11 protein-coding genes and 1 pseudogene are annotated in these 13,268 nt (G+C 73.4%); 5 read left to right on the top strand and 7 right to left on the bottom strand.

Annotated features, from left to right (window positions below):
- Positions 1–101 precede the first annotated feature (101 nt).
- The 3 genes from AFB00_RS23150 (at position 102) to AFB00_RS23140 (ending at position 3,333) form a co-directional block, all read left to right on the top strand.
- Entirely contained in the window at positions 102–872 is a 771-nt protein-coding gene (locus tag AFB00_RS23150) for an IclR family transcriptional regulator (protein WP_156819689.1), read from the top strand.
- 90 nt (positions 873–962) lie between these two features.
- On the top strand, positions 963–1,904 hold the full coding sequence (speB, locus tag AFB00_RS23145) for an agmatinase (RefSeq protein WP_068798942.1): 942 nt from the start codon (positions 963–965) through the stop codon (positions 1,902–1,904).
- A 7-nt stretch (positions 1,905–1,911) separates the two neighbouring features.
- Positions 1,912–3,333, top strand: coding sequence for a sodium:solute symporter (locus AFB00_RS23140; RefSeq protein ID WP_068798941.1), 1,422 nt, complete (start codon positions 1,912–1,914; stop codon positions 3,331–3,333).
- 40 nt (positions 3,334–3,373) lie between these two features.
- Here the strand turns inward: AFB00_RS23140 and AFB00_RS23135 are convergent, their stop codons facing one another.
- From AFB00_RS23135 to AFB00_RS23120, 4 genes are all read right to left on the bottom strand, one after another.
- Entirely contained in the window at positions 3,374–4,237 is an 864-nt protein-coding gene (locus tag AFB00_RS23135; RefSeq protein WP_197519631.1) for a nitrilase-related carbon-nitrogen hydrolase, read from the bottom strand.
- 85 nt (positions 4,238–4,322) lie between these two features.
- Positions 4,323–5,489 (bottom strand): hypothetical protein, encoded by a 1,167-nt coding sequence (locus AFB00_RS23130; RefSeq protein WP_068798939.1) that lies wholly within the window; start codon positions 5,487–5,489, stop codon positions 4,323–4,325.
- 28 nt (positions 5,490–5,517) lie between these two features.
- Entirely contained in the window at positions 5,518–6,513 is a 996-nt protein-coding gene (locus tag AFB00_RS23125) for a nuclear transport factor 2 family protein (protein WP_068798938.1), read from the bottom strand.
- Between the two features lie 98 nt (positions 6,514–6,611).
- The gene (locus tag AFB00_RS23120; protein WP_197519630.1) at positions 6,612–7,589 is read right to left on the bottom strand and encodes a LacI family DNA-binding transcriptional regulator; all 978 of its coding nucleotides are present in this window, start codon (positions 7,587–7,589) and stop codon (positions 6,612–6,614) included.
- A 141-nt stretch (positions 7,590–7,730) separates the two neighbouring features.
- Here AFB00_RS23120 and hisD point away from each other — a divergent pair, with 141 nt between their 5' ends.
- Together hisD and AFB00_RS23110 are read left to right on the top strand one after the other, a co-directional pair.
- The gene (gene hisD / locus AFB00_RS35090; RefSeq protein ID WP_083275770.1) at positions 7,731–9,593 is read left to right on the top strand and encodes a histidinol dehydrogenase; all 1,863 of its coding nucleotides are present in this window, start codon (positions 7,731–7,733) and stop codon (positions 9,591–9,593) included.
- Positions 9,590–10,318: an HpcH/HpaI aldolase family protein gene (locus AFB00_RS23110; protein WP_068798936.1), complete on the top strand. Its 729-nt coding sequence runs from the start codon at positions 9,590–9,592 to the stop codon at positions 10,316–10,318. The genes hisD and AFB00_RS23110 overlap by 4 nt, the downstream gene beginning before the upstream one ends.
- Positions 10,319–10,756: 438 nt before the next feature.
- Here AFB00_RS23110 and AFB00_RS34245 read toward each other — a convergent pair.
- From AFB00_RS34245 to AFB00_RS23095, 3 genes and pseudogenes are all read right to left on the bottom strand, one after another.
- A pseudogene (locus AFB00_RS34245) lies at positions 10,757–11,509 on the bottom strand (alpha/beta fold hydrolase); the annotation flags it as partial.
- A complete protein-coding gene (locus AFB00_RS34240) occupies positions 11,491–12,225 on the bottom strand; it encodes a carbohydrate ABC transporter permease (RefSeq protein WP_231974479.1) in 735 nt (244 codons plus the stop codon). The gene AFB00_RS34240 and the pseudogene AFB00_RS34245, both read right to left, overlap by 19 nt.
- Before the next feature lie 152 nt (positions 12,226–12,377).
- Entirely contained in the window at positions 12,378–13,244 is an 867-nt protein-coding gene (locus tag AFB00_RS23095; protein WP_068798934.1) for a carbohydrate ABC transporter permease, read from the bottom strand.
- Between the last annotated feature and the right edge of the window lie 24 nt (positions 13,245–13,268).

Here is a 13,268-nt window from a genome sequence, read left to right as displayed (position 1 = left end):
GCGTTCCGAAAATGTGGCGGGTCGGGACACCGTGTGTCAACCCGTCGACGGCGGACCGGTCGTTAACCTGGCGCCGGGCGGCACGAGGAGTGGGGTGGGGCGTGGTCGGTGAGAGCCGGGAGACCGTCGGCTCGGTGCTGCGGGCGTGCCGGCTGCTCGAGCACTTCGGCGCCGACCGGCCGGTGATCACCCTCGCCGAGCTGACCGCGGCGAGCGGGCTGAACAAGCCGACCGTGCACCGGCTGATGACCTCGTTCGTCGAGGCCGGCTGGGTGCACCGGGACGCGGCGGGCGCCTACCGGATCCGGATGCCGGTGTTCGCCGTCGGTGCCGCGGCGCTGGCCGAGTTCGACCTGCGTACCGAGGCCCGGCCCGCGCTGGAGGAGCTCGCCGCGCGCTTCGGGGACACCGCGTTCCTGATGGTGCCCGCCGACGCGGGAGCCGTCTGCATCGACCGCGTCGAGGGCGGGAAACCGCTGGTCGTGGCCGGGATCGGGATCGGGACGGTGCTGCCGTTCCACGCCGCGGCGGCGCCGGTGGTGATGGCCGCGTTCGATCCGGCGGTCCGTGAGCGGGCCCTGGGCGGGGAGCTGCGGGCCTTCACCCCCGGCACGCAGGTCGACCCGGCCGGGCTCGCCGCGCACCTCGACGAGGTCCGGGCGAGCGGGGTCGCCCTCAGCCGCGACGACTACCTCGGCGGGGTGTCCGCGGTCGCCGCGCCGATCCTCGGGGCCGACGGCGCGCTGGTCGCGACGGTCAGCCTGGGCGGGCGCAGCGAGGACTTCACCGGGCCCGACGGCGACGCGCGGGCCGCGGCGGTGGCCGATGCCGCACGGGCCCTCAGCGCGACGGTCGGCGCCCGGCCGGCCTGACGGCCCACGGACCCGTGGCCGCCCGCCCCTTCTGCCGGAGGGGGCCGATGCAGCACCGTGTGCGGACCCGAGGACACCCGAGGAGGTCCGATGCCCGTCGGTCCCGTGGACGCGAGCGCCGTCCCCCGTTTCGCCGGCCCCACCACCTTCGCCCGGCTCCCGCGGCTCGACGAGGTGGAGCGCGCCGACGTCACCGTGCTGGGCCTGCCGTTCGACACCGGCGTCTCCTACCGGCCGGGCGCCCGGTTCGGCCCCGCGCACGTACGGGCGTCGTCGAAGCTGCTGCGGCCCTACCACCCGCCGCTGCGGGTCTCCCCGTTCGCGGCGCAGCAGGTTGCCGACGCCGGTGACCTGGGGATCAACCCGTTCGACATCGCCGAGGCGATCGCCACGATCGAACGCGCCGCGGACCGGCTCCGCGCGGACGGCTCCACGCTGCTCGCCCTCGGCGGGGACCACACGGTGGCGCTCCCGCTGCTGCGCTCGGTGGCCCGCACCCACGGTCCGGTCGCCGTCGTGCACTTCGACGCGCACCTCGACACCTGGGACACCTACTTCGGCGCGGACATCACCCACGGGACGCCGTTCCGCAACGCCGCCGAGGAGGGGCTGCTCGACCCGCGGCGGTGCCTGCACGTCGGCATCCGCGGGCCGCTCTACGGCGAGCACGACCTCACCGACGACGAGGTCCTCGGCTTCCAGGTGATCGGCACCGACGCCTTCCAGACCGACGGGGTCCCGGCCGTCGTCGAGCGGATGCGACGGCGGCTGGGCACCGGCCCGGTCTACGTCTCGGTCGACGTCGACGTGCTCGACCCGGCGCACGCGCCCGGCACCGGCACCCCGGAGGCGGGCGGCCTGACCAGCCGGGAGCTGCTGCACGTGCTGCGGTCGCTGGTCGGGGTGGACGTGGTGGGGGCCGACGTCGTCGAGGTCGCCCCGGCCTACGACCACGCCGAGATCACCGGGATCGCCGCGGCGCACGTCGCCTACGAGCTGCTGTCCGTGCTGGCCGCGAACCGGAAGGGCTGATCCGGGGATGGACATCGCCGTCGTCGTCCTCTACCTCGCCGCGATGATCGCCTTCGGGTTCTGGGGGCGGCGCCGCACCACCGACCGCAGCGACTTCCTCGTCGCCGGCCGCAGGCTCGGTCCCTGGCTGTACTCCGGGACGATGGCCGCGGTCGTCCTGGGCGGCGCGTCCACCATCGGCGGGGTCGGGCTCGGTTACGAGTACGGGATCTCCGGCATGTGGCTGGTGATCGCCATCGGCAGCGGGATCCTGGCGCTGTCGCTGCTGTTCTCCGCGCGGATCCAGCGGCTCGGTGTGTTCACCGTCGGCCAGATGCTGGAGCTCCGCTACGGCTCCGGGCTGGGTGCGCCGGCCGGGATCGTGATGTGGGCCTACACCCTGATGCTCGCGGTGACCTCGACCATCGCCTACGCGACGATCTTCGGAGTGCTGCTGGACCTCCCGCGGGTGCCGTCCATCCTGATCGGCGGGGCCGTCGTCGTCGCCTACTCCACGCTCGGCGGGATGTGGTCGGTGACGCTCACCGACTTCGTCCAGTTCCTGATCAAGACGGTCGGGATCTTCCTGGTGCTGCTGCCGGTGGTGCTGTGGCGGGCCGGCGGGTGGGACGGCCTGGCCGCCGCGGTCCCGGCGGACGCGCTGTCACCGACCTCGATCGGTGGCGGCACGATCGTCACCTACTTCGTGACCTACGGGTTCGGGCTGCTGATCGGCCAGGACATCTGGCAACGGGTGTTCACCGCCCGCTCCCCCGCGGTCGCCCGCTGGGCCGGGACCGGGGCCGGCCTCTACTGCCTGGCCTACGGCGTCGCCGGGGCACTGATCGGGACGGCGGCGCAGGTGATCGTGCCCGGGCTCGCCGAGCGGGACGACGCGTTCGCCGCGATCGTCGAGGCCGCGATGCCGCCGGTCGCGGCCGGCCTGGTGCTCGCGGCGGCGCTGTCCGCGGTCATGTCGACCTCCAGCGGGGCGCTGCTGGCGACGGCGACGGTCTTCAACCAGGACCTGATCGGCCGGTTCCGCCGTACCTCCGGCGACGACGACGAGCTCGCCGGGAACCGGTGGGCGGTCGCCGGGTTCGGGGCGGTGATGATCGCGGTGTCCTGCCTGCTCCAGGAGGTCGTCGCCGCGCTCACCCTGGCCTACGGGATCCTCGTCGGCGGGCTGCTGGTGCCGGTCCTCGGCGGGCTGGTGTGGCGGCGCGCCACCCGCGCCGGGGCGCTGGCCGCGATGGCGGCCGGGACCGTCGCGACGCTCGGGACGATGCTCGCCGTCGGCGACCTCTACGCGAACGAGCCGGTGTTCGCCGGGATCGGGTCGGGACTGGTCGTGTTCGTCGTGGTGTCGCTGCTGACCCGCCCGGCGACCGACGAGGTCCGGGCCGAGTGGGAGCGCCGCAGCGGGCGGATGGAGCCGGGCCGCAGGTAGGCGTCCGCACCCCGGGCGGCCCCGGATCGCCGCCCCGGGATCACACCGGCCGGGCCGGTGCCCCGTCCGGTGCGGGGACGGGGTCGCGGTACAGCTCGGGCCTGCGGTCGCGCAGGACGTGGTTGTTGTCGTTGAGACGCTTGTCGCGGGCCTGTGCCGGATCGAGGGTGGCCAGCAGCACGCCGGGCTCCCCCGGTGGCGGGCCGCCGGGCCCGGCCAGCAGGTCACCGTCGGCGTCGGCCACGCAGGCCGCGCCGAACCAGGTCACCCCGCGCTCGGTGCCGCAGCGGTCGGCCGCCACGACGTGCACCCGGTAGGCCCCGGCGACGGCCCGGACCTTGGCGACCTCGAGGGGGTCCTGGCCGTCCGGGGTGCGGCGCCACGGCCAGTTCACCGGCGCCGCGACGATCTCGGCGCCGTCCTCGGCGGCCCGGCGCACCCACTCCGGGAACTCCAGGTCGTAGCAGACCATCGGGGCGATCCGGCCGGCCGCGGTCGCCACCACCGGCGGTGCGGCGTCGCCCGGGGTGAACAGCTCCCGTTCCCGGTCCCACAGGTGGACCTTGCGGTAGGCGGCACGCAACCGGCCACCCTCGACGACGACGGCGGTGTTGTACACCCGGCCGTCCGCACCGAGTTCGGCGAGACCGGCGACGAGGACGCAGCCGGGGTCCGCGCTCAGCGCCGCGAACCGCGCGACGGTGGGTCCGTCGAGCGGTTCGGCGGCGGCCCTGGCCTCGGCGGCGTCGGCGAAGACGTAGCCGCAGACGGTGAGCTCCGGCAGCACGACCAGCCGGGCACCCCCGGCGACCGCCTCGCGCACCGCGCGCTCCGCGATCGACGGGTCCGGCGCGTCGATGCGGGCCGGGATCCGGCACGCCGCGACCGTGACGGGGCCGTGCACCGTGTCCATCGTCCTGTGCCTCCGTCGGGTCGGCCCGGCCGTCCGGGCCGGCGGGTCCTCGCCCCACCGGCCCGGGCGTCCCGGCTCAGTCGTCCTCGGTCGCGGAGACCAGCACCGCGACGGGTGCCAGGTAACCGTTCGCGTCGAGCATCCTCCCGCGCTCCCGGGCACCGGCGACGACCTCGTCGGCCCACTCCGGCCGGACCCGCCCGTCGCCACCGGTGACGACGACCAGCTCACCCGTCCCCGGGGTCGCGGAGCGGCCGGCGTCGGCCGACAGCAGCTCCACCGAGCGCCAGGCACCGGGCGGCACCGAGACGGTGTCCCGGGGCCCGATCTCGACGGTCCGCTCCTCGTCCCCGGTGTTGAGCCGGACCGCCCAGCGCCCGGCCTTCGCGGTGAGGACCTGGGTCGCGTCGTGCCGGTGGGTCAGCACGCCCTCGCCGGGCAGCGCCCGCAGCCACGCCAGGCTGAACCCGTGCGGCTCGACGAGCCGGGGCGCAGCGGTGCGGCTCTCCACCGTGCCGAACCCGATCACCGGGCTCAGCTCGGCCCCGCCACCGGGCAGCCGGGAGCAGAGGTACGGCTCGTCGACCCAGGTGCGGTCGGCCGCGTGCACGACCCGGCCGCGGAACTGCTCGGGGGTGTAGACGTCGAGCCGGTCGATCTCTGCCTGGTCCATCGGCCGGATCAGGGCGACGTCGCCGGGCACCTCGTCGCCCGCGACCGTGTCGATCAGCCGGTTGTCCGCGGTCAGGTAGAGGCCGTGGCCGGCCGCGTCCTGCAGGACGGTCGGGCCCCAGATGATCCCGCCGGTGTCGTCGTGGCCGAGCACGGTGAGCAGGATGCCCTCGTCCCCGCCCACGTTGGTGAACCCGCGGAAGATCCACGGCGGGACCGAGACGATGTCCCCGTCGACGCTGCGGTACTCGCCCTGGGTCCCGTCGGGTCCCCAGCGCAGCTGGTAGTCACCGTCGAAGTTGATGAACACCTCGGCGGTGAAGTGCAGGTGCAGGCTGTTGGTCGTGCCGTGCGGCATGCCCGCCGCACCGAGGTTGAACCCGTGCGGCTCACGCAGGTTGACGTGCTGGGAGGCGTTCTGGGTGACGCCGGGCCCGATGAAGGAGTAGTTGTCCTTGCGGTCCGAGCCGGGCGTGCGGCAGTCGATGAAGGCGGCCTTGCACGGGACCCAGTCCGCGTGCTTGACGGTGCGCCGGACGATCTCGTCCGGAGTGACCACCGTGTCGTGCATGTGAGTGCTCCAGATCCGGGAGGTGGCGTCAGTAGATGTTCGTGTCGGTGAACTCGTCGGTCCGGCCGGCGTCGATCTGGGCGCGCAGCGCGATCTCGTCGTACACCCGGACCTCCTTCACGATCCGGCCGTCCTGCACCAGGAACTGGGAGACGCCGAGCAGTTCGACGGTGCCGCCGGTCAGCGACCCGTAGGCGGGCGCGCCGCGGTAGGTCCCGCGCATCACCCAGGTCACCGCGACCCGCAGGCCGGCGTAGCGCTCCGCGTGGTTGGTCTGGACGTCGCGGATCTCGAACGTCGCGTCCGGGAACGGCGCGACGAGCGTGAGCAGGTCACGCTGGTAACCGTCCGGGCGGACCACGGTCTGGTCGCCCACCGTGTGCAGGAAGAGGTCACGGTGCATGTAGTCGGTGACCTTCTGGTACCGACGGGAGTTCCACACCTCGTCGATGAACTCGAGCACCATCTCGCACTCGGGCCGGAAGTCGTCGGGCCGCGGGCCGCTGTCGCCGACGGCGAGCACGTCCTTCGGGGCCTGCTCGAGCATCGAGCCCTGGTACCCGCGGAACCGCTGCGCGCGGGCCGCCTCGGCCGGGTCGATGCCCTGCTGCAGGCAGGCGGCGAGCTCGTCGCGCACCACCCACTCCTCGACCATCCGGCCGCGGCGGTACAGGCAGTTCGCGATGGTGCGCTTGCGGATCCGCTTCACCACGCCGTCGACCAGGATCTCGTCGGCGGAGAAGACCAGGTGCGAGCTGAGGAACGCGTCGTCACCGCGCGCCTCCCAGATCACGTCCTCGGCCTGCCCGACGTGCTGCGGGGTGTCCGCGATGCGCATCAGGCTGCCCTCGATGACGCCGTCGCGGCCGATCACCGTGCCGAGACCGCCGTGGACGATCGAGTCCGGCTCGTAGTTGTCGACGATGTAGGACACGTCCCGCTGAACCCAGATCCGGTCGGTCACCTCGCGGATGAAGTCGTCCGGGTCGTTGTAGGGCAGGTACGCGACCGGGTCGAGCGCCATGATCGTCCTACCTCGCTGGAGTCCGTGCACCGTTGACTGTATGCGTATGCACAAGTCGCGGGCAAGGGCTCCCCGGGGATTTCCGCGAGGGACGGCGCTCAGCTCCGGGGGGCCGCCAGCGTCGACCGGGCGACGTAGTGCGTCGGGTAGACCACCCGCGCCGGCTCGGCGTCCGGGTCGCGCAACCGGGCCACGACCAGCCGCGCCGACTCCCTGGCGACCTCGTCGAGGTCGTAGGCGATGGTGCTCAGCCGGACCATCGCCCACCGGGAGGTCGGCAGGTCGTCGAACCCGACCACCGACACGTGCCCGGGCACGTCGACACCGGCCTCGGCCGCCGCGTCGAGCACACCGAGGGCGACGACGTCGTTGCCGCACAGCAGCAGGGTGGGCCCGCCGGCGCGCTCGTGCAGCGTCCGGAACCCGTCGCGGCCGGTGCCGAAGTCGAACGGGCCGTGCAGGATGTCGCGCTGGGCCAGCGCCAGCCCGTGCTCGTCGAGCACCGTACGGACGACCTGTTCACGTAGCTCACCGGTACTGGTGTTGCGCGGCCCGAAGATCGCCCCGATCCGGGTGTGTCCCAGCTGGACCGCCTCGGCGACGACCTCGCGCACGCCCACCTCGGGCGCCACCGTGACCGCGTCGGCCGGGACGCCCGGGGCGATCCGGTTGAGGTACACGAACGGGATGCCGCGGTCGCGCAGCCGGGCCGGCTGGATGGAGTCCACCGTGGTCGTCGACAGGATGACGCCGGCCAGCCCGTGCGTGGCCACCCGCTCGGCCAGCGGCACGCTCCCGGCCGACTCGGTGATCAGCACGAGCTCGTGGCCGAGCCGTTCCAGCTCCTCGTGCAGGGGGCCGATCATGTTGGCGTAGAACTGGTTCTCCAGATCCGCGACGACCAGGCCGATCCGGTTCGACCGCCCCACCGACAGCGCCCTGCCGATGGCGTTCGTGGAGTACCCGAGCGCGAGCGCCGCCTCCCGGACCTTGCGCTTCGTGGCCGCCGAGACCCGCGGGTGGTCGGTCAGCGCCCGGGACACCGTCGGTTGCGAGACCCCAGCGAGCCTCGCCACATCGCGACTGGTGACCATCTCCGCCCTTCCCCCGATCGACCGTCGAGCCTACGACCCGACACGTCGCCCCCTTGACAGCGGCGCGGTGTCACCGTTCACTGCGAAGCGCAGCGCATACGTATGCTACCAAGAGAGGGCGGTATGGCGCAGGAACTCAAGAGTGCCTCGGGGACGGCTCCGCGGCGCAGCGACAGCGGGGTCGCGGAGCGGGTGCGGGCGATCATCGAGGACGTACGGACCCGTGGTGACGCGGCGGTGGCCGAGTACGCCGACCGGTTCGACTCGCGTCCGCCGGAGAAGCTCTCCCGGGAGCGGATCGACGAGCTGGTCGCCTCGCTGCCGCAGCAGGTGGTCGACGACATCCGGTTCGTGCAGGACCAGGTGCGGAACTTCGCCCGCGTCCAGCGCGAGTCCCTGCACGACGTCGAGGTCGAGACGCTGCCGGGGGTGTTCCTCGGGCACCGGCACGTCCCGGTCGGCTCCGCGGGCGCGTACGTGCCGGGCGGCCGGTACCCGCTGACCGCGTCGGCGCACATGACGATCGTGACGGCGAAGGCGGCCGGGGTGCCGCACGTCGTCGCCTGCACGCCGCCGATCCGCGGCGAGGTCCCGGCCGCGACCGTCGCGGCGATGCACCTGGCCGGCGCGGACGAGATCCACATCCTGGGCGGGGTGCAGGCGGTCGCCGCGATGACGGTCGGCACCGAGTCGGTCACGGCGGTGGACATGCTGGCCGGGCCGGGCAACGCCTACGTGGCGGAGGCGAAGCGGCAGCTGTTCGGCGAGGTCGGCATCGACCTGTTCGCCGGGCCCACCGAGATCCTGGTGATCGCCGACGGGACCGCCGACCCGCTCACCGTGGCCGTCGACCTGCTCTCCCAGGCCGAGCACGGCCCGGACTCCCCCGCCGTGCTGGTCACGACGTCCGAGCAACTCGGGCGCGAGGTGCTGGAGCTCGTCGACCGGTTGCTGCCCGGCCTGCCCACGAACGACATGGCCGGGCCGGCGTGGCGCGACCACGGGCGGATCGTCGTGTGCGAGGACGCCGACGAGATGTGGCGGGTCTCCGACGAGCTGGCGTCCGAGCACGTCCAGGTGTTCACGGCGCAGCCGCGCGAGGCACTGGACCGGATGCGCAACTACGGCGCGCTGTTCCTCGGCGAGCACACCTGCGTGTCTTACGGGGACAAGGTGATCGGCACCAACCACGTGCTGCCCACCCTCGGTGCCGCCCGCTACACCGGCGGCCTGTGGGTCGGGAAGTACCTCAAGACCTGCACCTTCCAGGAGGTGCGCGACCCGGCGGCGATCGCGTCGCACCTGGCCCGGGCCGGTGCCCGGGTCGTCCTGGCCGGGCGCCGGGCCGACGTGCTGGAGGCCACCGCGGACCGGATCGGCCCGGCCGCCCGTACCGAGGTGTGCGACGTCGCCGACCCGGCGGCGGTCGACGGTCTCGCCGCCCGGCTGGCCGGCGAGGAGATCTCGATCGTGGTCAACAACGCCGGGATCGCCGGTCCGGTCGCCCCGCTCGTCGAGGTCACGCCGGAGCAGTGGGACGAGGTCTTCGCGGTGAACGTCCGCGGCACCTTCCTGGTCTGCCGGGCGTTCCTGCCGGCGATGCTCGAGCGCGGTAGCGGCGACGTGATCAACGTGGCGTCGGTGTCCGGGAAGCGGCCGCTGACCCGGCGCACGCCGTACTGCGCGTCGAAGACCGCGGTCCTCGGCCTCACCTCGACGCTGGCCTTCGAGGCCGGACCGGCCGGGGTGCGGGTGAACGCGCTGTCCCCCGGCCCGGTGGAGGGTGACCGGATGAGCCGCAACTTCACGCTGGAGGCCGCGCGCACCGGCACCGACGTCGACACGGCCCGCGACGCGTTCGTCGGCCGGGCCGCACTCGGCCGGATGATCACCGAGGACGAGGTCGGAGCGGCCGTGGTCGCGATGCTCGCGATGCCGGGCCTGTCGGGCTCCGACATCGACCTGTCCGCGGGGATGGTCGCGTGAGGGCCCGGCTCGCCGCCGGCGAGCGGCTCGCCGGGGCGTTGGTGCGGATGCCGTGCGAGGAGATCGTCGAGATGCTCGGCGTCGCCGGGCTCGACTTCGTGCTGATCGACTGCGAGCACGGGCCGGCCGACGTCGCGATGCTGCGCACCCACATCGCCTTCGCCGACGCCCACGGGCTCCCGGTGCTGGTCCGGCCGGGCGAGGACGAGCACCATCTCGCCCAGCGGGCGCTGGACCAGGGCGCCCGCGGGATCGTCGCGCCGCACGTGGAGGACGCCGGGCAGGCCGCCGCGCTGGCCGGCGCCCTGCGCTACCCGCCGCACGGCACCCGCGGGTTCGCGACGTACCCCCGGGCCGGCCGGTTCGGCAGCGTGACCGCCGAGGAGCACCGGGCCGCCGCCGACGACATCCTGGTGCTCGCCATGCTCGAGTCGCCGGGTGCGATCGAGCGGGCCGGGGAGATCGTCGGCACCGACGGCATCGACGGCTACCTCGTCGGCGTCGCCGATCTCGGCGCGTCCCGCACCCCGCAGGACCCGATGGTCCCCGAGCTGCTGGAGACGGTGCGCACCGATCCGGCCGTCCGCGACGCGGCCCGGGCCGACCTGGCCGGCTCGGCCGAGGCGGCCGCGACCTCGTTCGCCGGCGGCGCGCAGCTCGTGGTGTACAACCTGAGCGCCGTGCTGATGGCGTCGTTCCGGGACCTGGCCGCAGCGGCGGACTGAGCACACCCCCGGCGGCGCGGCCCGTCCCGGCCGGTCGATCCGTCCACCGGCCGGGACGGCCCGCGCTTCCGACGACGTCCGGTCGCAGCCCGCCGCCCCGGGCACCGGTCCCGGCGCCGGCTCCGCCCCGGCCCGGCCCGGCTCGGCTCGGCTCGGCTCGGGAGCGGCTGCCCGCGACCGTGGCCGCACCTCACCTCGGCGGTGTTCACTTACCGGGTAAGCGAATCGGCGAGCCTGCCCGCGCCCGGCCGCGCCGGACCACATGCACCGCGATTCACCGCGGTGCGGGCCGGGGCCGAGCGAGCGAGCGAGCAGACAGCACCTGCGTCCGAATCGCTCACCCGGTCAGCGAGTTCGTCCGGGCAGGAGATGTCCTGCCCGGCCCCGCAACCGCGAACCGCAGCTCCCCGGCCGGCGGGGAGCCACGGGACCCGGGCCTCAGTGCTGGGGGGCCGGGCGGGGTTCGTGGGCGCGGATCTCGTCCCGCCACTCCCCCAGCAACGCCGCGACCGTGTCCGGCGCCTCCACCGGAAGCAGATGGCCCACGCCGGGGAGCACGTGCAGCCGGGCGCCCGGTACGAGCTCGGCGATCTCGGTGTGCCGTTCGACCGGGCACAGCCGGTCCCGGTCCCCCGCCAGCACCCGGGCCGGTACCGCCACCCCGGCGAGTGCGGGGCGCTCGTCGACCCGGGTCCCCTGCAACCGCAGCTGCGCCGCGAGGTGTCGCTCCCCGGTGTCGTCGGCCATCCGGAGGGCGGCGTCGTCGTGGCTCCGGTCGTGCAGCAGCAGTTCCAGCGGCTGCAGGTCACGGGCGGTGGCGCCGGCGTCGAGCCGGGCCAGGGCGGCGTTCCAGCCGGCGTGCTGTGCGGCGGTCGGCGGGCCCGCGTTGGTCGCCATCAGGCACAGCCCGGCCACCCGCCCGGGGGCGCGCCGGGCCAGTGCCATCGCCACGATGCCGCCGAGGCTGAGCCCGGCGAGTGCGAACCGGTCGGGCAGGACCTCCAGCAGGGCGTCCACCTGCTCCTCGAGGTCCGGCCGGTCGAGCGTGCCGTGCACGGCGCCGGCACCCGCCGGGCCCCGGCGCCGGCACCCGCCGGGCCCCACATCCGGGGTGAGCAGTTCATCCCCGGGAGCAGGACCAGCGGCGGGTCCGGGCACGTGTCGGGCACCGGTCAGCCCTTGACCGAACCGGCGCCCAGGCCGGCCACCAGGTAACGCTGGGCGATGAACGCGAACGCGATCACCGGCAGCGTCAGCAGGACCGCGGCGGCACCGGCCTGTTGCAGCATCGGCAGGGTCTGGCCGAGCTGGGTGGCGATGAAGACCGGCACCGTCCGGGCCACCACGTCGGTCAGCACCGTCGCCGTCAGGTACTCCTGGAAGGCGAACAGGAACATGAAGATCCCCGCGGTGAGGATCCCCGGCCCCATCAGCGGCACCATCACCCGGCGCAGGATCTGGAAGCGGCTGCAGCCGTCCAGCATCGCGGCCTCGTCGAGCTCCTTCGGGATCTCGGCGAAGAAGTTGCGCAGCAACCAGATCGAGAACGGTTGGTTGATCGCGACCAGCGCGGCGGCGACGGCGAACGTGGTGTCGTAGATGCCCAGCGCCCGGGAGATGTCGTACATCGGCAGCACCACGGCGAACCGCGGCAGCGCCCGGAAGATCAGGGCGGCGATCAGCAGCGCGACCGACACCCAGCCCGGGAACCGGGACAGCGCGTAGGCGGCCGGGATCCCGATGGCCAGCGCGACCACCGTGCTGATCAGCGCGACGATCACGGTGTTGATCAGGTACCGGTAGAACTGGGTGGTCTGCCACAGGTCGACGAACGCGGTGAACGTCGGTGTCCAGGAGAACACCGGCGGGTCCAGGAAGGCGACGTCGGTCGGCTTGGTCACCGACATCACCGTCCAGATCACCGGGCTCAGCATCACCCAGCAGACCAGCAGCAGCAGGCCGCCGATCAGCACGGCACGCCCGCGCGGGCGGCGGTCCGGGGCGGGGGCGTCCGGCTCGCCGGGGGCGGCGGCCGCCGGTGGAGCGGTCTGCACGGTGCTCACTGGCGCGCCTCCTTGGCCATGTCCCGGATGAACGGCGAGAGCAGCAGCACGATCAGGATGATCAGCAGCACGTTCACCGCGCTGCCGAGCCCGAGCTGCTGGCCGCCGTCCTGGAACGCGATGTTGTAGATGTAGAGCATGATCGACTCGTTGCCGATCTGAGGTGCCTGCGGCGACAGCGGTATGAGCTGGTCGAACATCCGCAGCACGTCCATGATCGAGATGATCGCGGTGAAGGTCAGGACACCGCGGATGCTCGGGACGATCACGTGCCAGTGCACCCGCCAGCCGGCCGCGCCGTCGATCCGGGCCGCTTCGACGACCTCGGCGGGCACCCCCTGCAGGCCGGCCAGGATCACCAGCATCGCGAACGGCAACATGGACCAGACCGTGTTGAGACCGACGAGCAGCCGGTTCGCCCACGGTTCGGTGAACCAGAGGATCTCCTGGCCGGTGAGCTGGGTGATCAGATAGTTCACCACGCCGCCGAAGTTCGAGTCGAACAGCCAGGAGAACATCGTCGCCCCGACGACGTTCGGCACGACGTAGGACACGAGCAGCACGCCCAGTACCCACGCCCGTGATCGGCCGAGGCCGTTGACCAGCACGGCCAGCACGTAGCCGCCGACCAGCAGGACGCCGACGACGACGGCGCTGATGCCGACGGTGAACAGCACCGCCTGGCCGAACCGGGGGTCGGTCAACGCGTCGGCGTAGTTGTCCAGGCCGACGAACGTGCCTGCTTCGCCGTAGTTCACCTGCTGCAGGCTCCACTCCACGGTCTTGTAGAGCGGGAACACAAGCAGGCCGAACATCACCAGCAGGCTCGGAGAGACCAGGCCGAGGAACTCCCTCCTCCGCATGATCGCCTCACCTCGCTCTCGTGA

Source organism: Pseudonocardia sp. HH130630-07, from assembly GCF_001698125.1.
Classification (GTDB): domain Bacteria; phylum Actinomycetota; class Actinomycetes; order Mycobacteriales; family Pseudonocardiaceae; genus Pseudonocardia.
Note: the sequence above shows the minus strand (reverse complement) of the source record. Positions and strands in the feature narration are given on the sequence as shown.